Here is an 18254-nt window from a genome sequence, read left to right on the forward strand (position 1 = left end):
CTCGCGAACCGCTTCTGCGTGGAGCACGGCCCCGGTCGGGTTCAGGCCGCGGGCGGGGCGGCCTGGCCGGTCATCTGCGCGAGCAGCGCGGCTTGTGCCGGGTCCAGCCCGGGCGGGGCCGGGAGTGGCTGTGCGGCCACCGGTGCGGCCACCGGTGCGGCCGGCGTGACCGGCGGTGCGGGCGGCGTGACCGGCGGTGCGGGCGGCGTGACCGGCTGCGGGGTCTGCTGCTGCTCGGCAACCGGGGCCGGAACGGCTGTCGCGCCCTGGGGGCGCTGGTACCGGACCTGCTTGACCTTGCTGGGGTTCATCCCGGGTCCGTTGGCCTTGTCCGACACGTAGGTGATCTGGATGACGGCGCCGGCCTCGGGCGGGCCCGCCGGTGCGCCGGCCTCGGCCATGGCCCGGTTCAGTTCGTCGCGGTCGGCGCCCTTCACGTACCAGGTGCCGAGGCCATCGGGCCGGTCCTGAGTCGGCTGCATCTGCAGTGGCACCTTCATGACGAACTTCGGCGAGCCGTCGCGGAACACCAGCGGTCGGTTGTTGGTGTCGGTCTGCTGCGCCACGTCCGCCGCGGTGAGCGGGCGCGTCACGATGCCCACGTACGACCGGCCGATCACGTCGAAGGCCAGCGACTTGCCGCCGCCCGTCGATGGCTGGTTGTAGAACGCGTCCAAGCTGCCCTGCGCGAGCGGCTGCTGCACCGGCGGCGCCGGGTACGGCTGCCCGTAGCCCTGCGGTGGGTACGACATCGGCTGCTGCGGGTACGGGGCTGGCGCCGGGGGCTGCGGCATCTGCGGGGCCATCGGCATACCCACCATGGGCTGACCGGTGGCCGGGTCGATCATCGGGTACGTCACTTGTGACTCTCCTATGTAGACAGTGCTGTGAGCTACTGCGGATTTACTGATCCCGGGCAGCCGGTCACGCTGGACTCCCGGGACGATTCGGGTCGGTAGAACGGGCAGAAGAAGCACTCATCCGACGTGGGGGTGGCGGGGATGTCCCGCAGCTGGATGTGCCCGGCGTGCAACGCCTTCGCTTGCTCCTGTCGCCGGGCGGTGTCGGTCCAGACCTCGGCGAGCAGCTCGACCAGCTCACCGTCGAACAGGCGCTCCCAGACGTAGAGCTGGTCGAGCGACGACTTGGTGCGCGGCCACGCGATCAGCACGATCCGCTTGACCGGCAGGCCGAGGCGCAAGTAGCCGAGCCCGTACAGGCCGAGCTGCGCGACGTACTTGCGCGGCGGTCCCTCAGCGCTGCGGACCTTCTGCATCGACGTCTCGCCGAGCACCTTGTGGTCGTCGACGGACTGCTCGACCGCGTCGTACAGGTCAGCCGTGCCCGGGTGGTTCGGGTGCGGCGTGACGCGCACCTCGGCGAGCCACCGCGCCATGCCCTTGCGCACGTTGTCCGCGGTGAACGCCTCGGCCAGCCAGGCGTGCACCGCAGTGCCCACGATGGACGGCCACGGGTCGCTCACGTGGTTGGTCACCGGCAGGCCGGCCATCTTCCCGGCCACCTGCCGGTCGCACGGGCTGCCCAGCTCGGACGGGCCGAGGTGCAGCTGCAGCGACCGGGGCGCGCGGGCCGCGTGCTCGGTGGCGACCCGGCGCAGCTCGGCCGCGTACCGCGCCGCCCACGGTGTGTTGCCGCCGAGCGGCGCGGGCGCGGCGGCCATGAAGTCGGCTGGGCTGATGGTGGTCATGCCGCACGCCCCCCGGCGGAACTGGCCAGCTCGATGATCTGGGCCATCGAGAGGTCCACGCGAAAGCGGTGCCCGATCTCGGACTCCAGCGCCGCGTACTCAGCGGCCAGCTCTGGGCGCAGCTGCGCACCGCGCACCACGTCCGCGCGAGACGCCAACACACACAGGGAACACGAGAGCCGCGTCATGCCCTGGTCGTAAGCCGGGTGGTACCGCACACCAGACGCCTTGATCCGCGCCCAGACCTGTGCTTCGGTCCACGCGTGAATCGGCAGCCAGGTGGTGACCTCGCGGCGGCCGCTGCTTGCGGCGTCATCGCGCTGCAGCTCTGCCCTGTGCAGCCGGGCCGTCGACTCTTCCGCGCGCAGGCCCATGCAGTTGAGCACCTTGGCCTGGCGGCTCAGCGCTAGCTCGCCGACCAGCTGAGTGATCAGCTTTCGCGCGGGCGCCCGCTTTTGATCACTGGTGCAGTAGCGCGCCGCAGCGCTCGGCCACTTGCCACGATGCCTCACCTGGTCGAGCAAGTCGCCTTGTTCGCGGCGGCGGACCTCAAACCGAATGCCGTAGTGATCGGCCTGCTCACGCGCCAGCTCAGCGGTGCCCGGCCATTCCACCCGGCCGAGGTCGCAATGCAGCACGGTCACGTGATCGAGCACGTCCTGCTCGCGCGCAAGCTGGGCTACCAGATCGAGCATGGCCTGGCTGTCCTTGCCCGCCGAGCTATTGACCAGGATCACGTCGTACTCGGTGAGGTCCAACGCGGCTCGCAACCGCGCATCGGCCGTCCCTCGCGGTGCGCTCATACCGCCACCGACATCCCGGCGAGGGGCACCTTGCTGCTGGCCATCGAGTAGTGCAGGCGCACCTCGACGGTCGTGAAACCCTTGCGCCGCATGTCGTGCGCGACCTGGTGCGCGGTCTCGACCCCCGCCGGGCCGACCACCACGGCGGTGCCGTCCGGGTCGGTGCCGGCCACGGAGAAGCGCGCCGTGTGGCCGAGTGCGCTGTCGCCGAGTCCCTTGCGCTCAGGCATCGGGGCTCACCGCCTCGACCTCGACCGGCGCCTGCTCGGTCAGCTCGGCCGGCACGGTGACGATCGCCTCGGGCTCGAACGGCTTCCAAGCGGCTCGCGGGATGCTCAGCTTGATCTTGACGAGGATGCAGCCCGGTTCCAGCACGGCCGGGCGCTTCTGCGTGCTCCGGACCACCTTGAGCTCGCCGCCGTACATGTGGTGTTCGGCCACCTGCAGGTAGACCTCACCGACGCGGTCGCTCATCGCTGCACCGCCTTGACGGTCCAGCTCGGCGTCTCTTCCTGGTAGGCCTGGTAGACCGCGAATACGTCCGGGCGCTCGGCAGCCATCTTCTTGGTGTTGCAGCGCTTGCGGGGGCTGTAGAAGACGCGCAGCGGCTCGGCGAGATCCGGACTGTCGACCACAACCGCGCGGGCGCCGGGTGCCGCCGCGGTGGCTTCGGCCTTGATCGCCGCCTTGCAGGCCTCGAACATGTTCTCGGCGTGCTTGGCGGCGGCCTTGAGCTGGTCGTGCAGCGCGAGCAGCTGGCCCAGCTTGGTGTTCGGTTCCGGCCTGACGGTCGGCTCTGGCGGGGTTGCGTTGTCCGGCAGCACGGTCACGCTGCACGCTCCTTTGTGGACTGTTCTTGCTGGGTTTCACGTCGACGCCGGTCCCGCACGACGACCTGCACGAGGGCGTCGCGGGTCATGCCGAGTTGCTCGGCGGCTTGGCGGTAGGTGATGCCGGGGGTGCGGATGCGCAGCACGGCGAGGTCGTCGAGCACTTCGTCGGCCGGCCGGTAAGTGCGCTCGTAGTCGAGCAACGTCCCGGCGCGCCGGGCGGCGCTGTAGCACGGGCCGCACAGACCACGTCCCTTGTGGCGCTCACCTGCCCGCGCCGACAGGTCGTTGGTCGCGGCCATCGCCTTCGCGCACCTGAGGCACACCCCCGGCGTCATCAGTGCCACCACCAGGGCCACGGCTCCTCGCTGCTGGGCTCGACGCGCGCGGTCTCCTCGTGCTGCCGCTCTTCCCGCGTCTCGGCCAGCAGCTCGTCAAGAGCGCCGTCGTCGTCCCAGCCGGGCCGATCAGTCAACGGGTCGGTCATGTGCGCCTCCCCCGCGGCCGGCGGTTGCGAACAAGCAGCGGGTGGCGATTGGCGATCGCGCGGCAGATGCGGATGTCACCGATGTGGTCGGACTCGCCGAGCCGTCCCTGGCGAGCGAGACCGTTCTGCATCTCGCGCAGTACGTCGTCCATCTCGGCCTCGGCCTTGCGGGCTGCGCGACGCTGCACCGCGGGCGCGACCACCCATGCGACGAAGCAGAGCACGATGCCCGCGATGCCGACGCCCGCGGCGATCACGAAGAGCTTGAGCAACAAGGGAATCGTCATCGTGTGATCACCTGCACGAAAGCAATGACCACCACGACAACGGCACCCACCGACAGGGTGATGATCTCGACGCGCGGCATCAGCTCGGAGAGCGTGTGCCGAGGTTCCCTGCGGCGCGCCATCACGGCCGCCTCTCGGCGTGCTCGGCCCAGCGTGCGGCCTGACCGTCCCAACGCGCCCACGCAGCCGTGCACATGCGGCGCAGGACGGGCGTACCGCCGAGGACGCCGCCCATCAGGTCGGCGACAATGGCCAACTCGCGGAAGACCTCAGCTCGTGCCCACCGCGCGCCGTCCTGATCGAGCTTCGGCAGCTCGTCGTAGGCCTTCTGCGCTGCCTCGAATCGTGCGACCAGCTCGTCCGGGATTTCGACGGTGATCTTGGCCATCACGCACCGCCTTCGGTGCAGGGCCGCAGCTTGTCGGCGCGCTTGGATACCTCGGGACCGAACGGCTTTCCGCCGCGCAGCGCGCGGGTGTAGATCAGATCGAAGTCGCGGGGCTTGATGCCGCGACCAGCCTCGAATCGAGCCATCGCCGTGTCGAACTGCCCAGGCGGGGTGGCCGGGCTGATGCCGGTGACGACACGGGCGGCACTTCCCTTGAGGGTGCGGACGACGTCGCCGATCTTGAACGTGGCCATCAGTAGGTCACCACCGTTGTGGTGGTCTGCTCGACCCGCGGCACGGCGGTGAGGCAGTGCTGGAACGCAGCGCGCACCTGCGGGTGCTCGGCGTAGAACCGGGTCACGTCGGCCTCGGTGCGCGAGCTGGACAGCTCGTCCCATTGCGCGTCGGTGATGCCGGCGTTGTCGCCCCAGCACTTCGAGAACGCGGCCTGGTTGGCCGGCGTGCGCTCGTGGGTGATGACCGTGTAGTGGCCGTGCGGCTGCTCGGCGGCCGAACTGGTTGCGGTGGCGGCGATGCCGCCGAACATGAGGGCGGTGACGACGATGACGACCCAGCGGGCGGGCTGGCCGATCGGCTTGCGGCTGGTGCGGTGTCTGGCAGTACTCTGGTTTCGCATCGGAGGCTTCCTCTCCGGTCGACGCGGGGCTGACGGTGTGGGCCGTTGGCCCCGCACTTGTTTTGTGGGACTGGGTTTTCAAGCCGCGCGACCGCGGCGGCGGGGACGGGTCGAGGTGGGCGCGCCGTTGGCCACCCAGGCATCGACGTCGGTGCGCAGCGCCCGCCAGGTGCAACCGACGTAGTTCTGCGCGGCCGGCAAGGCACCGGTGCGCATCGCTTCGCGGATGTGGTTGCGGCCCCGGCTGGCGTGCTGCCGGATCTGCGAGACGGTCATCCAGTAGTCGGCCTGCTCGGCGGTCTGCGTGGCGTGCTGGGACATGCCGCGCCCCCTCTCGGTTGTCTTATTGAGGAACGAGATTTGTCTTCGAGTCCACGAAAAGGTCGCCCTTGGGCACCTGCAGGAACACCTCGATGCGTGCGGCGACGTGCGGCGTGCACGTGGTCTTGGTGCCAGCGCAGAGCTGCTGGACGAACTGGCGGCTCACCTCGGCGGCCCGGGCCACCTGAGCCTGCGAGCGGTCCGCTGCCCTGATCGCGTCCCTGAACTCGTTGCTGTTCTTGAGCTTCATCCATCGGCCTTTCGCTGAGCGCCTGCGCCGGTGATGAGCGGCGCACGACTTGTCGCGGGTCATCGTGCTCCCCCTTCGGTTTAGTTGTCAACTCTCGTTCCGCTCAATAGTGAATCTCGGTTGTCACACTGACAAGCGCCCGGACGGGTGAACTCGAACAGATCACCAGGTAGAACACCAAAAGTGGACAATTTCCGGACACCGCTAGGTTGTCACCAGGGCACGCGTCCACGGCGTGTCGCGCGCTTGACAGGGTGTCCACCTCCGACCCTGGACAAGTGCCGGAAGGGCAACGGAAGGTAGCGCTGTGCACGCACTCGGACGATGGATCCAGCAGCAGCTCGATGCTCGTGGCTGGAACCGTGCAGACCTAGCGCGTCGGCACGCCGACCTGTCCCCCAGCTTGCTCGGCAAGCTGATCACGGACGACCGCGAACACCTGGATCAGACGCCGCAGAAGCGCACGCTCAGCGCGCTCGCCGAGGCGTTCAACGTCAGCCTCGACGAGGTGCTGCTGGTTGCCGCCGAAGCCATCGGCGCGCCGGTCGGCGGGCTCACCGTGGCGCCGCTCAGCCGAGCGACTGCGGAAGAGCTGACCGAAGAGATCCTGATCAGGTTGCGCAGCGTCCGACCCCAGGAGGTGAGCTCCGGTGAAGCGTCGCCGACCCCCATGACCCCGCCCTCGGATATCGACATCACGACCCTGGCCCAGGACAAAGTCCGGCCGTTGCACCCGCCGCGCGTGACCCGGGCCGCGCGGCGGGCGCCACGTTCGGACGACGACTGAGCGCCACCACCCACATGGACTAGAGCGCGGTTACGGTCCGGTCCGCAAGTTGCGCCGACCGGGTCCGATGCGAGCCAGCGAACGGCTGTTCGCGTAACGAAGTGCGATCGCAGTGCGTTAACGCCTGCCATGACGACGCATCTGGTGGTGCTCGGCCAGCTGGTCGAGCTACTGGGGAGGATCCCCCAGGTGATCATTCGCGTGGCGCGCCCGGGAGAGCTCCTGCCGGGTGAGCTCGGCGCCACACTGTTCCTCACGCACGAAATCCTTTTGCGCCCCGGGCTTGACCCCCGCACCGCGCGCACCACACTGGCGCACGAACTCGTGCACTTGCTGCGCGGCCCCTGCTTCGAAGGCGACGAGCACGCCGAGGAACAAGCAGTTCGTGCACTGACCGCACAGATCCTGCTACCCCCGCCTGGTTGGCCGCCGACCGTCGACACTCCCACGACGGCCGCGGGGCTCGCCGAGCGGTACCTGATCGACACGGACGCGGCGACGCTCGCCCTCGAGCTGGCGCGCGGCCGGCACGGAGAGGTTGCCTGATGATCAAACCCGAAGAGCTGCCCAGCGGCCGGTACCGCGCCCGGTACCGGGACGCCGACGGCAAGGTCCAGTCGGTGCCGGGCACGTTCGAGCGCAAGAGCGACGCCGAAGACGCGGCCGTCGACGCGCAGGCGAAGGCCAACCGCCAGGCCGCTCGGTCTTCGGGGCGCATGTCGCCGCGCACCTCGTGGGGCGACTGGTGGGACGTCTGGAACGCGGACCGTGAGCACGCCTCGGACGTGGACCGCGTCGAGAAGAGCATCGTGAAGGTGCACTTGCGCCCGCAGTGGGGCGACACCGAACTGGTGCAGATCAAGCGGCCCGACGTCAAGAAGTGGTACGCCAAACTCACCAGGGAGTGCAAGAGCCTCAGCTACGCCAACCGGATTTTCGACGTGTTCAAGGCCAGCATGAATGCGGCCGTGGACGAAGAGATCCTTGAATATTCGCCGTGCTCCCGGGTGAAGATGAAGAGCCCGCCGAAACGCCCCATGCCATATTACAGCCACGCCGAAATGGCGAAGATCACACCCAACCTGAAAGCGCATATCAGGCGCGCTGCCGAGTTCCTCGAAGATACGGGATTGCGCCCAAGCGAATTGTCGGGCTTGCACGCCCACAGGATTGATTTCGAAAGCGGTTGGCTCTACGTAGCCGAGGTGTACCTGCGCGGCAAGAAGGTCATGAAGCCGTGGCCGAAAGACCGCGAGTTTCGCCGGGTGCCGCTCACAGCCCGGGCGATGCGCGTGGCGCTGGAGGCCCTCGACGGCCGCGACCTCACGGCCGGCTGCGGCATCCCGCACCTGGACGGCCGGCCGTGCAAGCACCCGCTCGTGTTCGTGATGCCGCATGGCGGGGTGCTGCTGGCTGACACGCTGTCGGACGAGCTCCGCGCGGCCGGCGGCAAGGCCGGGTACGCCCTGCGCCGCGGCCTGCCCACGCGCCTGGCCGAGGCGAACGTGGACCCGTTCCTGATCGCGCGGGTCATGGGGCACGCCACCGTCGATCAGACCAACACCTACGTGCAGGACACCCCGGCCAGCCACCAGCGCATCACGGGCGCGCTCGGCGACCGCCCCGGCCTCACCGTCGTGGGACAGGACGACGAGCGTGGGACGGCGCGTGGGACAGAAGCACGGGAGGGTCCGGGTGCATCCGGGTCGATGGGCGATCAGTCGGACGCGGGCTGACCTGGGGCAACGGCACCGTTTGAGGTCGATCCGGGTGCATCCGGGTCGATTTGCGTTGTCCCAGGTCACGAGCCCGGCGCAACGCGCGCACCGTATCGTCACCCACCGCGCGGCATGGACCGAACGGCCCATTAGCCGCCCGCGTCACGTCTGTTCGTGCTCCTCGACGACCTCTTGCGGGATCACGATCGGGCGAAGGCGCGCCCACAACCCGAACAGGGCCGCGACCACCAGCATCGAGATGCCCATCCACACGTTGATGTTCACGTCGCCGGTCTTGTCCTTGTAGTCGGAGCTGTCCGAGAACAGCCCCACCAGCAGCACGATGATCCCGTAGAGCAGGAACAGCACGGCGAGGATCAGCCGCAGGTCGAACAGGCCCGCCCGGCGGGTGCCCGAGGATTCGCGTCCGGTCACGTCAGTTCGCCTCCCTCACCAGAAGATGATGTTCAGGACCAGGGCAAGGGCGAGCACGCCCGTGCCGAGCACCGCGGGCTTGCGGTACCAGCCGGCGTTCTCGCCGGTGTCGTCGTGCGTGCGCGACTCCTTCGGCGTCAGCGACCACACGAGACCACGCAGTTCGTCGTCCGGCTTCGGCCTGCTCACCATGGAGATGATGATGCTGAGCACGATGTCCACCACGAACGCGACGCTGGCCGCGACGAAGGCGCCGCCCTGGCCGGAGAAGTTGAACACGCCGTTGCGGTTGAGGACGTCGACGGTGATCGCCGAGACCGTGCCCATGACCAGGCCGATGGCACCGGCCAGCGGCGTCATCCGCTTCCAGAACATGCCGAGGATGAACGTGGCGAAAAGCGGCGCGTTGAAGAAGCCGAAGAGCGTCTGCAGGTAGTCCATCAGGTTGTCGAAGTTGCTGGCGATGAACGCCGTGCCGATCGCCACCACGCAACCGACGATCGTGATCAACCGGCCGAACCGCAGGTAGTAGCCGTCCGGCTTGTCCTTCTTCACGTACGTCTGCCAGATGTCGTAGGTGAAGACGGTGTTGAACGAGCTGACGTTGGCCGCCATGCCCGCCATGAACGCGGCCAGCAGGCCGGTGATCGCCACGCCGAGCATGCCGTTGGGCAGCAGGTCGCGGATCAGCAGTTCGATGGCGTTGTTGTACTTCACGTCGCCCGCCGCCGCCGTGTTGCCCGCCTTGAGCGCGATGAGCTCCGGGGAGAGGACCGCGGCCAGCATGCCGGGGATGAAGATGACGAGGACGATGAGCGTCTTCGGGTAGGCACCGATCAGGGGCGTGCGCCGGGCCGCGGACATGCTCTTCGCGGACAGCGCGCGCTGCACCTCGGCGAAGTTCGTTGTCCAGTAACCGAAGGACAGCACGAACCCGAGGCCGAAGATCAGGCCGATCACCGACAGGGTCGAGTTGGTGATGCCGGTGATGTTGGTGCCGGGCCAGGACGAGAGTTCGAGCGCGTGGTCGGCGTTGGCGTTGGTGACCTTGTCGACCAGGCCCTGCCAGCCGCCGACGCGGTGCAGCCCGACGAGCGTCAACGGGATCAGCATCGCGATGATCACGAAGAACTGCATGACCTCGTTGTAGACGGCGGCGGACAGGCCACCGAGGCCCGTGTAGGCGAGGACGACCGCGGCGGACACGATCACCGAGATCCAGAGCGGCCAGCCGAGCAGCAGGTTGATCACGGTGGCGAGCGCGTAGAGGTTGATGCCCGCGATGAGCACCTGGGCGACGGCGAAACTTATGCCGTTGACCAGGTGCGCGGCCGGGCCGAAGCGCCGGAGCATGAACTCGGGAACGCTGCGAACCTTTGCGCCGTAGTAGAACGGCATCATCACCAAGCCGAGGAACACCATGGCCGGGATCGCGCCGAGCCAGTAGTAGTGCACAGTCGGGACGCCGTACTGCGCGCCGTTGGCCGTCATGCCGAAGATCTCGACCGCGCCGAGGTTGGCCGAGATGAAGGCGAGACCGGTCACCCAGGCGGGCAGTGATCGGCCGGACAGGAAGAAGTCGAGGCTGCTGGATACGGAGCGCCGGGCGAGGAACCCGATGCCCAGCACCATGACGAAGTAGATCGCCAGCAGCAGGTAGTCGACGGGACCGGCGTCCAGCCGCAGATTGGCGTCGGCAAGGACATGCATGGGACCTCACCACCTAAGACAACGTTGTCGGTCGGGGCGGAGCTAACCAACATCAACGAACAGCATTCAACAGAAGCCCTCGACCCGGCACAAGGGGTCGCTCGGAGATCATCCTCCGTGACGTTGCGTTCCGCCCGCCGAAAACCGCCCGCCCACCACGCCCAGCTTCCTTCGGCCGAGCCCACTCCACGGGCGTGTCCCCCGCTCCCGCTGGGCGTGTCCCCCGCTCCGACCGCGCGTGTCCCCCGCTCCCGCCGCGCGTGTCCCCCGGTCCGACCGCGCGTGTCCCCCACTCAAGTCAGGTGTGTCCCACACTCAGACCGCGCGTGTCCCACGTTTCGGCCAGGCGAGGCCCGAGTCCCAGCCACGCGAACCCCCCGCGCTCTGAGCGCGCGACTGTGGGACACACCCCGCACGAGTGTGGGACACGCCCTGAAGATCGGAGCGGAGTACTAGAAGAGGCGAAACTCGTCGGATTCGATGCCGCGCAGGGAGTCGTAGTCCAGGGTCACGCAGCGGATGCCGCGGTCTTCGGCCAGGGTCTTGGCCTGCGGCTTGATCTGCTGCGCGGCGAACACCCCAGCGACCGGCGCCAGCAGCGGATCCCGGTTCAGCAGCTCCAGGTACCTGGTCAGCTGCTCGACGCCGTCGATCTCGCCGCGGCGCTTGATCTCCACCGCCACGGTCGCGCCCGATTCGTTGCGGCACAAGATGTCCACCGGCCCGATGGCCGTCATGTACTCGCGGCGGATCAGGGAGTAGCCCGGGCCGAGCGTGGTGATGTGCTCGGCGAGCAGTTCCTGCAGGTGCGCCTCGACACCGTCCTTCACGAGGCCGGGGTCGACGCCGAGCTCGAACTTCGTGTCGCTGATGATCTCCTCGAGGGTGATCACGAGCTTCTCGCCCGCCTTGTTCTCCACCGTCCAGGTGCCGGGCTCCTCGGTCAGCCAGCACGGTGGGCTCATCCAGTTCAGCGGCTTGTACGAACCGCCGTCGGAGTGCACGAGCACCGAGCCGTCGGCCTTGACCATGAGGAGCCGGGTTGCCATGGCGAGGTGGGCGGTCAGCCTGCCTGCGTAGTCCACCTGGCACCGGGCGATCACGAGACGCACGGCAAGCAGGCTAGTGGAGAATCATCCACGTGGACGCGCTGGACTCACGACAGGTGTACGCGAACGCGTGGATGACCGTCCGCGAGGACGACATCCGGCGGGCCGACGGCTCGCACGGCATCTACGGGGTGGTGGACAAACCCGACTACGCCTTGGTCATCCCCGCCGACGGCGACCGGGTGATGCTGGTCGAGCAGTTCCGCTACCCGCTGGGCCTGCGGCGGTGGGAGTTCCCGCAGGGCACGGCGCCGGACCGGGCCGAGCTCGACCCGCACGAGCTGGCCGTGCGTGAGCTGCGTGAGGAGACCGGGCTCGCCGGCAACCTGCACTACCTCGGCCTGCTCGACGTCGCGCCCGGCATGTCCAGCCAGCGCGGCCGCGTCTACCTGGCCACCGACCTGACCCACGGCGAGCCGCAACGCGAACTCGAAGAGCAGGACATGCGCAGTGCCTGGTTCACCCGCGTCGAACTGGAACGCATGATCCGCGACGGCGAGATCACCGACGCGCAAACGATTGCGGCCTACGGGTTGCTGCTGCTGCGCAACCTTTAGTCCGGCCAGACGGGCTTGCGCTTCTCGAGGAACGCCGCCATGCCTTCCTTGGCGCCGGGCAGTTGCGACGCCGACGCCATGACCTCCAGCGCCAGCGCATAGGCGTCGGCTTCCGGGCGGTCGAGCTGCGCGTACAAGGTCTGCTTGCCGAGTGCCTTGCTCGCGCGGCTGCCCTTGGTCGCCCGGGCCAGCAGGTCGGTCACCGACGCGTCCAGCTCGTCGTCGGGGACCACCCGGTTGACCATGCCCCAGTCCAGCGCGGTCTTGGCGTCGATGACATCGCCGGTCAGGGCCAGCTCCATCAGCCGCTTGCGCCCGATCGACCGGGCGACGGGCACCGCGGGCGTGTGGCAGAACCAGCCGCCCTTGCCACCCGGCAAGGCGAAACCCGCCGACTCCGCGGCCACCGCGAGGTCGCAGGAGGCCACGAGCTGGCAGCCGGCCGCGGTCGCGAGCCCGTGCACGCGGGCGATCACCACCTGCGGGATCGACTGCATCGTCCCCATGAGTTCGGTGCAGAGCTTCAGCAGGTCGCGCACGCCGACCAGGTCACGTGCGGCGACGTCGCCGAAGTCGTGGCCGGCGGAGAACACCGGCCCTTCGGCGCCGAGCACGACACCGGTCGCGTCGGTGTCGCCGGTCGCGCGGAAGGCGGCGAGCAGCTCGGCGAGGTGGTCCGCGGAGAGCGAATTGCGCCGCTGCGGCCGGTTCATCGTGATCCGCACCGTGTCGCCGTCGTGCTTGACCAGGATGTGCTGGTATTCGCCCATGCCCGCCACGGTAGCTACCGTGACGGCGTGCCGCACCACCTCGTCGCGTTCCTGTTGGTCGTCGCCGTCCTGACCGTCACGCCCGGGCCGGACATGGCCCTGGTGCTGCGCAACGGCGTCCGCGGCGGGTCGCGCCTCGCGTGGTGGACGGGCCTGGGCTGCTGCGCGGGCATCACCGTCCACGCGACGCTCGCCGTGCTGGGCCTCTCGGCGATCCTGGCCGCCTCGGCGACGGCGTACACGGTCCTGCGGATCGCGGGTGGCGTGTACCTGATCTACCTCGGCGCCATGGCGCTGCGCGGCTCGTTCCGCGACCACGGCACGCCATCGATGCCCCACGAAGCAGTCAGCCGCGGTGATGCGTTCCGGCAGGGCGTGCTGAGCAACATCCTGAACCCCAAGATCGCCTTGCTGTTCCTGACGCTGCTCCCCCAGTTCATCGGCGAATCCGAGCCCCGGCTCACCACGTCGGCTGTGCTCGCCGCCACCTTCCTCGGCGTTGCCGTGTTGTGGTGGCGGTTGTTCTCCCTCGGCGTCGGCGCCCTGGGTTCCCTCCTGTCCCGACGGCGGGTGCGAGTGGTGTTCGAACGCGTGACCGGCGTTGTCCTTGTGGCACTGGGGATCCGCGTGGTGGCGTCGACTGGCTAAGCGCCGACGCGGAAGGTTCGGCGATAGGCGCCGGGCCCGGTGCCGAGTTCGGTGCGCATGCGGCGGCGCAGGTTCGCGGCCGTGCCCAGGCCGCTGCGGGCGGCCACGCGGTCGACCGACAGGTCCGAGGTTTCCAGCAGGCGCTGGGCATGGCGCAGCCGCTGCATCAGCAGCCAGCGACCTGGCGTCGCGCCCAGGGCTTCGACGAAGGCGCGGTGGAAGCCGCGTTCGGACAGGCCTGCGTGGGCGGCGAGGTCGGGCACGCCGATCGGGTCGGCCAGGCGGGCCATCGCCCAGTCCACTGTGGACGCGATGTCGCCGCGACGCGGACGCGTGGGCACCGGTGTTTCCGCGTACTGGGCCTGGCCGCCTTCGCGCACGGGCGGCATCACCAGCCGGCGCGCCAACTGCGCCGCGACCTGTGCGCCGTCACGCGAGCGGACCAGGTGCAGGCAGAGGTCGAGCCCGCCGACGACACCGGCCGAGGTGTGCACGCCGCCGTCGTCGGTGAACAGGACGTCGCGGACCACGACCGCGCCGGGAGCGGTCTGCGCGAGGTCGTCGAGCAGGCGCCAATGCGTTGTGGCGCAACGGCCGTCCAGCAGGCCCGCGGCAGCGAGGGTGAACGAGCCGGAGCACAACGACGCCACGACGGCGCCGCGGTCGTGGGCCGACCGCAGGGCGGCCACGGCCTCGGCGGAAACCTCCGCCAACGGGTCCGCGCGGCCGAGGACCACCACCAGGTCGCATTCGGACAGGCCGGTCAGGTCGTGCGACGGCTCGGCCAGGCCGGCCGGGTGCAACGCGACCGGGCCGGCGCCGCAGATCCGCAGCCGGTGTCGCGGCACGCAGGAATCCGTGCGGTCGATGCCCCACACCTCGTTGACCACCGCGAAGTCGAACAGGCGGCTGCCGGGCAGCAGCACGACGCCGATGGTGTCCATGGCAGGAAAGTACCGCATCGCGCCTATCCGGCATCTCCCCACGCGTGGCGCGGGCGAGCACCGTGGACGGCATGACCACCGCATTGATCGTGATCGACGTCCAGCAAGGCTTCTACGACCCGGCCCAACCGCCCCGCAACAACCCTGACTTCGAGGCGAACCTGACCACGTTGCTGGATGCCTGGGCAGGCCCGATCGTCCTCGTCCGGCACGACTCGGCGAAGCCGGAATCACCGCTGCGCCCCGGCCAGCCGGGCAACGACTTCCTGCCTGTGCTCGACGGCGTGCGCTCGGAACTGATGTTCACCAAGCAGGTCAACTCGGCCTTCCACGGCTCGGTGGACCTGCACCGCTGGCTGCGTGAGCGCGGCATCCACGACCTCGTGCTCGCCGGCATCCAGACCAACTGGTGCGTCGAGACGACGGCACGGGTCGGCGGCAACCTGGGCTACGACGTCACGGTCGCCATCGACGCCACGTTCACCTTCGACGCCCAGGGCCCGGACGGCGAGACGCTGACCGCCGACCAGCTCGCCGCCGCCACCGCGGTCAACCTGCACGCGGGCGGCTTCGCCCGCATCGCCCGGACCAAGGAACTCGTCTAGGCACTGTCCTGTGGATCTCGGCGCGAAGACCGCGGCCGGGCGGCAGGCGACCTGCGCGGCGACGTCACCGCCGAAGACATCGCCGCGGCCCTCATCGGCATCTTCACCGTGGCCCCCCGGCCCGAGCACGACGCCAAGGCCGGTCGCCTGCTGGACCTCCTGATGGACGGGCTGCGGCCGCCCGCGGTCAGGCGCGGTTGAGGACCGCGCTGAGGAACTCCTTGGTGCGGTCGTGTTCCGGGCTGGTGAACAGCTTCTCCGGCACCGCGTCCTCGATGACCCGGCCGCTGTCGAACATCATCACGCGGTCGGAGACGTCGCGGGCGAACTGCATCTCGTGCGTCACGCACAGCATGGTGATGTCCGTTGTGGACGCGATCTCCTTGAGCACGCTCAACACCCCGGCCACCAGCTCCGGGTCGAGCGCCGAGGTGACCTCGTCCAGCAGCAGGACGTCCGGGCGCATGGCCAGCGCGCGAGCGATGGCCACGCGCTGCTGCTGACCACCCGACAACTGCGTCGGGTGCGCGGATGCCTTGTCCGACAAGCCGACCATGTCCAGCAGGTCGACCGCGCGCGCCTCGGCCTCGCCCTTGGACAGGCCCAGCACGCGGGTCGGTGCTTCGGTGATGTTGCGCAGCACCGACATGTTCGGGAACAGGTTGAACTGCTGGAACACCATGCCGATGCGTCGGCGCACCCTGCTCAGGTGCTTTTCGTCCGCGGGCACCAGTTTGCCGCCGCGTTCCATGTGGCTCAGGTACTCGCCATCGATGGAGATGGTGCCGCCGTCGACCTTTTCCAGGGTCATCAGCAGGCGCAGGATCGTGGTCTTGCCGGACCCGCTCGGCCCGATCAGCGTCACGAACTCGCCCGGGTCGACGGTGAAGCTCAGCTCGTCCAGCACCACGTGCGCACCGAAGCGCTTGGTGACGGCATCGAACGTGATCGTGGGATCAGTGCTGTCGGTTGACACGACGCTCCAACCTCCGCACCAGGATCGACGCGGGATAACTCAACAACAAGAACAACAAGCCGGCGATGGTGAACGGCTCGACGTAACGGTAGCTCTGGGCACCCACCCCGCGCGCCTCACCGACGAGGTCGACCACGCCGATGGCGATCAGCAGCGGCGTCTCCTTGAACATCGAGATCGTGTAGTTGCCCAGCGCGGGCAGCACTCGTGGCACCGCCTGCGGCAGGATCACGCCGAGCCACACGCGGCTGCGCGGCAGGCTGAGCGCGGTCGCCGCCTCCCACTGCCCCACCGGGATCGCGTCGATCCCGGCCCGGTAGACCTCGGCGGTGTAGCACGCGTAGTGCACGCCCAGCGCGATCGAACCGGTGAGAAAGGACGTCCACAACAGACCGAGCTCGGGTTGCAGGACGTAGTAAAGGAAGAAGACCTGCACCAGCAGCGGCGTGCTGCGCACGAACTCCACGAAGAGCCACACGACCTGGCTCAGCACGGGGATCCGCGAGCGGCGGATGAACGCGAACACCAAGCCGAGCACGTAGGCGATCAGCGAGCCGACGACCGTCGCCTCGAACGTCACCAGCAGGCCTTCGAGCAGCTTGGGCAGCACTTCCCGGGCGTAGTCCCAATCCCAGGTCATCCCACACCTCCCGCGCTCACCTTGGCCAGCGCGCTGGTCCGCGACGGCGGGCGCCGGCCGAGCCGGCGCGCGGCCGCCCGTTCGAGCCAGCGCATGACGCCCGTGATCACGATCGCGAGCAGCAGGTACAGCACCAGGATGATCCCGTACATCGTCGCGAGGGATTCACCGAAGTTGGGCCGCAACACCTCCACCTGCCGGGTCATCTCCGGCACGTTGATGAAGAACAGCAACGCGGTGCTCTTCAGCAACTGGATGAACAGGTTGTTGAACGGCGGCAACATCTCCACGAACGCCTGCGGCAGCACCACGCGCCGCAACCGTTGCGCGGGCGTGAAGTTCAGCGCGACCGCACCCTCGACCTGGGCCTTGGGCACGGACTGCACGGCGCCGCGGACGATCTCGGCGCCGTACGCGCCGTGGTTCAACCCGAGCACGGCGATGCCCGCCGCGAGCGGCACCACCTGGAAGCCCACGAGGATCGGGACCACCAGGTAGATCCAGAACAGCTGCACCACCTCGGAGGTGCCGCGGAAGGCCTCCACGTACACCCGCGCGACGAACCGCACGACGCGCAGGCGCGACAGCATGGCCAGACCCGCGACCAGCGCCAGCACGATCGTCAGCGCGATGCCGCCGAGGGTGGCGTAGACGGTCTGCGGGAGCCCCTCGAGGATGCGGGGGAAGAAGAACCCGAAGTTGTCGAACATCGGCGGGACTCAGCCGGACTGGCAGAGCTTCTCGGTGGTGACCTCGGCGGTCGGCACGTTCGCCTGGCTGAAGCCGAACGGCGAGGCGATCTTCACCCACTCGCCGTTGCCCTGCAGCTTCTTCAGCTCGGTGTTGAACGCCTTCAGCAGGTCGGTGTCGTCCTTGCGGAAGACGAAACCGCCGGCCGACAACACCTTCTTGCCCTTGATCACCGGGTCGAACCCCTCGGTGACCTCGAGACCGGCGTCGGGGTTCTTCTTCACCACGTCGTGCAGGGAGATGTCGGTGAGCGCGCCGCAGTCCACGCGGCCGTCCTTCACCTGGCGCAGCAGGTCGTCCTGGGTCTCGACCTTGGTGATCATGCCGTCGGGCACGCCGGAATCCGTCGCGTAGCCCAGTTCCACCGCTCCATTGAGGACCGCGATCTTGGCCTTCTTGGCGATGACGTCGTCGAAGGTCTTGATGCCCTTGGGGTTCCCCTTCTTGACCAGGAACGACGTCTTGGCCGAGTAGTCGGCGACGGAGAAGGCGGCCTGGCCGCACCGGTCGGGCTTGATGTTCATGCCCGCGGCGACCATGTCGTACTGGTGGGCGTTGAGGCTCGGGATCAGCGAGTCGAAACTCACCTGCTGCGCCTCGATGTTCGCCACGCCCAGGTTCTTGAAGACCGCGCGCGCCACCTCGGGCGCCTCGCCGGTCACCTTGCCCGACGCGTCGGTGAACCCGTAGGGCTGCTCACCGGCGATGCCGATCTTGATCTTGCCCGCGCTCTTGAGGCTGTCGAGGGTCACCGGTCCGGTGTTGACCTTGCTGCACGCGGCGAGCGCCGCCGGCCCGACGACGGCAAGGGCACCGAACGCCGCTGATCGCCGGAAGAAGTCTCTGCGAGTCCAAATCTCGCCTGTCATCGCGTCTGCCCCTTTTCGTGCGTGT

General features: G+C 68.8%; 31 protein-coding genes. 7 read left to right on the forward strand and 24 right to left on the reverse strand.

Features of this window, described 5'->3' with window-relative positions:
• Window positions 1-41: 41 nt before the first annotated feature.
• From EV186_RS38985 to EV186_RS20045, 15 genes are all read right to left on the reverse strand, one after another.
• A complete protein-coding gene (locus tag EV186_RS38985; RefSeq protein WP_166659240.1) occupies window positions 42-860 on the reverse strand; it encodes a hypothetical protein in 819 nt (272 codons plus the stop codon).
• 32 nt (window positions 861-892) lie between these two features.
• Window positions 893-1708, reverse strand: coding sequence for a hypothetical protein (locus tag EV186_RS19990; protein WP_133850836.1), 816 nt, complete (start codon window positions 1706-1708; stop codon window positions 893-895).
• A complete protein-coding gene (locus EV186_RS19995; protein ID WP_243754153.1) occupies window positions 1705-2466 on the reverse strand; it encodes a phosphoadenosine phosphosulfate reductase family protein in 762 nt (253 codons plus the stop codon). The genes EV186_RS19990 and EV186_RS19995 overlap by 4 nt, the downstream gene beginning before the upstream one ends.
• 41 nt (window positions 2467-2507) lie before the next feature.
• Window positions 2508-2741 (reverse strand): hypothetical protein, encoded by a 234-nt coding sequence (locus EV186_RS20000; protein ID WP_133850838.1) that lies wholly within the window; start codon window positions 2739-2741, stop codon window positions 2508-2510.
• Complete coding sequence (locus tag EV186_RS20005; protein WP_133850839.1) at window positions 2734-2985, reverse strand: hypothetical protein; 252 nt, start codon at window positions 2983-2985, stop codon at window positions 2734-2736. The genes EV186_RS20000 and EV186_RS20005 overlap by 8 nt, the downstream gene beginning before the upstream one ends.
• Window positions 2982-3341: a hypothetical protein gene (locus EV186_RS20010; RefSeq protein ID WP_133850840.1), complete on the reverse strand. Its 360-nt coding sequence runs from the start codon at window positions 3339-3341 to the stop codon at window positions 2982-2984. The genes EV186_RS20005 and EV186_RS20010 overlap by 4 nt, the downstream gene beginning before the upstream one ends.
• The gene (locus tag EV186_RS20015) at window positions 3338-3679 is read right to left on the reverse strand and encodes a hypothetical protein (RefSeq protein ID WP_133850841.1); all 342 of its coding nucleotides are present in this window, start codon (window positions 3677-3679) and stop codon (window positions 3338-3340) included. The genes EV186_RS20010 and EV186_RS20015 overlap by 4 nt, the downstream gene beginning before the upstream one ends.
• Complete coding sequence (locus tag EV186_RS38990) at window positions 3679-3828, reverse strand: hypothetical protein (protein WP_166659241.1); 150 nt, start codon at window positions 3826-3828, stop codon at window positions 3679-3681. The genes EV186_RS20015 and EV186_RS38990 overlap by 1 nt, the downstream gene beginning before the upstream one ends.
• Window positions 3825-4115: a hypothetical protein gene (locus EV186_RS20020; protein ID WP_133850842.1), complete on the reverse strand. Its 291-nt coding sequence runs from the start codon at window positions 4113-4115 to the stop codon at window positions 3825-3827. Before EV186_RS20020 ends, EV186_RS38990 begins: the two co-directional genes overlap by 4 nt.
• Window positions 4112-4237, reverse strand: coding sequence for a hypothetical protein (locus EV186_RS40525; RefSeq protein ID WP_279538310.1), 126 nt, complete (start codon window positions 4235-4237; stop codon window positions 4112-4114). Before EV186_RS40525 ends, EV186_RS20020 begins: the two co-directional genes overlap by 4 nt.
• Window positions 4237-4503 carry a hypothetical protein gene (locus EV186_RS20025; protein ID WP_133850843.1) on the reverse strand — a complete coding sequence of 89 codons (267 nt, stop codon included), beginning with the start codon at window positions 4501-4503 and terminating at the stop codon, window positions 4237-4239. The genes EV186_RS40525 and EV186_RS20025 overlap by 1 nt, the downstream gene beginning before the upstream one ends.
• Complete coding sequence (locus EV186_RS20030) at window positions 4503-4757, reverse strand: hypothetical protein (RefSeq protein WP_133850844.1); 255 nt, start codon at window positions 4755-4757, stop codon at window positions 4503-4505. Before EV186_RS20030 ends, EV186_RS20025 begins: the two co-directional genes overlap by 1 nt.
• Window positions 4757-5140: a hypothetical protein gene (locus EV186_RS20035; RefSeq protein ID WP_133850845.1), complete on the reverse strand. Its 384-nt coding sequence runs from the start codon at window positions 5138-5140 to the stop codon at window positions 4757-4759. Before EV186_RS20035 ends, EV186_RS20030 begins: the two co-directional genes overlap by 1 nt.
• 78 nt (window positions 5141-5218) lie before the next feature.
• Window positions 5219-5461, reverse strand: coding sequence for a MerR family transcriptional regulator (locus EV186_RS20040; protein WP_133850846.1), 243 nt, complete (start codon window positions 5459-5461; stop codon window positions 5219-5221).
• A 22-nt stretch (window positions 5462-5483) separates the two neighbouring features.
• On the reverse strand, window positions 5484-5711 hold the full coding sequence (locus EV186_RS20045; protein WP_133850847.1) for a helix-turn-helix transcriptional regulator: 228 nt from the start codon (window positions 5709-5711) through the stop codon (window positions 5484-5486).
• Window positions 5712-6018: 307 nt separating this feature from the next.
• Here EV186_RS20045 and EV186_RS20050 point away from each other — a divergent pair, with 307 nt between their 5' ends.
• The 3 genes from EV186_RS20050 (at window position 6019) to EV186_RS20060 (ending at window position 8234) form a co-directional block, all read left to right on the forward strand.
• Window positions 6019-6498 carry a helix-turn-helix domain-containing protein gene (locus EV186_RS20050; RefSeq protein ID WP_133850848.1) on the forward strand — a complete coding sequence of 160 codons (480 nt, stop codon included), beginning with the start codon at window positions 6019-6021 and terminating at the stop codon, window positions 6496-6498.
• A 129-nt stretch (window positions 6499-6627) separates the two neighbouring features.
• The gene (locus tag EV186_RS20055; protein WP_133850849.1) at window positions 6628-7044 is read left to right on the forward strand and encodes an ImmA/IrrE family metallo-endopeptidase; all 417 of its coding nucleotides are present in this window, start codon (window positions 6628-6630) and stop codon (window positions 7042-7044) included.
• The gene (locus tag EV186_RS20060) at window positions 7044-8234 is read left to right on the forward strand and encodes a tyrosine-type recombinase/integrase (RefSeq protein ID WP_133850850.1); all 1191 of its coding nucleotides are present in this window, start codon (window positions 7044-7046) and stop codon (window positions 8232-8234) included. Before EV186_RS20055 ends, EV186_RS20060 begins: the two co-directional genes overlap by 1 nt.
• A 144-nt stretch (window positions 8235-8378) precedes the next feature.
• On the opposite strand, the gene EV186_RS20065 is transcribed toward EV186_RS20060, so the two are convergent.
• The 3 genes from EV186_RS20065 to nucS all read right to left on the reverse strand — a co-directional run bounded on the left by EV186_RS20065 (window position 8379) and on the right by nucS (window position 11473).
• On the reverse strand, window positions 8379-8651 hold the full coding sequence (locus EV186_RS20065; protein WP_133850851.1) for a hypothetical protein: 273 nt from the start codon (window positions 8649-8651) through the stop codon (window positions 8379-8381).
• A gap of 15 nt (window positions 8652-8666) precedes the next feature.
• The gene (locus tag EV186_RS20070) at window positions 8667-10361 is read right to left on the reverse strand and encodes a sodium:solute symporter family protein (protein WP_133850852.1); all 1695 of its coding nucleotides are present in this window, start codon (window positions 10359-10361) and stop codon (window positions 8667-8669) included.
• Between the two features lie 452 nt (window positions 10362-10813).
• On the reverse strand, window positions 10814-11473 hold the full coding sequence (gene nucS / locus EV186_RS20075; RefSeq protein WP_133850853.1) for an endonuclease NucS: 660 nt from the start codon (window positions 11471-11473) through the stop codon (window positions 10814-10816).
• 71 nt (window positions 11474-11544) lie between these two features.
• Between nucS and EV186_RS20080 the strand changes: the two genes are divergently transcribed.
• Complete coding sequence (locus tag EV186_RS20080; RefSeq protein WP_166659282.1) at window positions 11545-12027, forward strand: NUDIX domain-containing protein; 483 nt, start codon at window positions 11545-11547, stop codon at window positions 12025-12027.
• Here the strand turns inward: EV186_RS20080 and EV186_RS20085 are convergent.
• Window positions 12024-12797, reverse strand: coding sequence for an enoyl-CoA hydratase-related protein (locus tag EV186_RS20085; RefSeq protein WP_133850855.1), 774 nt, complete (start codon window positions 12795-12797; stop codon window positions 12024-12026). The two genes, EV186_RS20080 and EV186_RS20085, sit on opposite strands and share 4 nt — an antisense overlap.
• 27 nt (window positions 12798-12824) lie before the next feature.
• Here EV186_RS20085 and EV186_RS20090 point away from each other — a divergent pair, with 27 nt between their 5' ends.
• Window positions 12825-13445, forward strand: a complete 621-nt coding sequence (locus tag EV186_RS20090) for a LysE family translocator (protein ID WP_133850856.1) — start codon at window positions 12825-12827, stop codon at window positions 13443-13445.
• Here the strand turns inward: EV186_RS20090 and EV186_RS20095 are convergent.
• Window positions 13442-14389, reverse strand: a complete 948-nt coding sequence (locus tag EV186_RS20095; RefSeq protein WP_133850857.1) for a GlxA family transcriptional regulator — start codon at window positions 14387-14389, stop codon at window positions 13442-13444. The genes EV186_RS20090 and EV186_RS20095 overlap by 4 nt on opposite strands.
• Window positions 14390-14460: 71 nt before the next feature.
• Between EV186_RS20095 and EV186_RS20100 the strand changes: the two genes are divergently transcribed.
• On the forward strand, window positions 14461-14994 hold the full coding sequence (locus EV186_RS20100; RefSeq protein WP_133850858.1) for a cysteine hydrolase family protein: 534 nt from the start codon (window positions 14461-14463) through the stop codon (window positions 14992-14994).
• Window positions 14995-14997: 3 nt separating this feature from the next.
• A complete protein-coding gene (locus EV186_RS40715; RefSeq protein WP_341815329.1) occupies window positions 14998-15195 on the forward strand; it encodes an SbtR family transcriptional regulator in 198 nt (65 codons plus the stop codon).
• Here EV186_RS40715 and ehuA read toward each other — a convergent pair.
• Genes ehuA through ehuB form a run of 4 tightly spaced genes read right to left on the reverse strand, consistent with a single transcriptional unit; the run spans window position 15182 to window position 18229 of the window.
• Entirely contained in the window at window positions 15182-15970 is a 789-nt protein-coding gene (gene ehuA, locus EV186_RS20110) for an ectoine/hydroxyectoine ABC transporter ATP-binding protein EhuA (RefSeq protein WP_243754154.1), read from the reverse strand. The genes EV186_RS40715 and ehuA overlap by 14 nt on opposite strands.
• On the reverse strand, window positions 15951-16610 hold the full coding sequence (gene ehuD / locus EV186_RS20115; protein WP_133850859.1) for an ectoine/hydroxyectoine ABC transporter permease subunit EhuD: 660 nt from the start codon (window positions 16608-16610) through the stop codon (window positions 15951-15953). Before ehuD ends, ehuA begins: the two co-directional genes overlap by 20 nt.
• On the reverse strand, window positions 16607-17320 hold the full coding sequence (gene ehuC, locus EV186_RS20120; protein ID WP_133850860.1) for an ectoine/hydroxyectoine ABC transporter permease subunit EhuC: 714 nt from the start codon (window positions 17318-17320) through the stop codon (window positions 16607-16609). Before ehuC ends, ehuD begins: the two co-directional genes overlap by 4 nt.
• A 9-nt stretch (window positions 17321-17329) precedes the next feature.
• A complete protein-coding gene (ehuB, locus tag EV186_RS20125) occupies window positions 17330-18229 on the reverse strand; it encodes an ectoine/hydroxyectoine ABC transporter substrate-binding protein EhuB (RefSeq protein WP_133850861.1) in 900 nt (299 codons plus the stop codon).
• Between the last annotated feature and the right edge of the window lie 25 nt (window positions 18230-18254).

It is taken from the genome of Labedaea rhizosphaerae, from assembly GCF_004362825.1.
In the GTDB taxonomy this organism is placed as follows: Bacteria; Actinomycetota; Actinomycetes; order Mycobacteriales; family Pseudonocardiaceae; genus Labedaea; species Labedaea rhizosphaerae.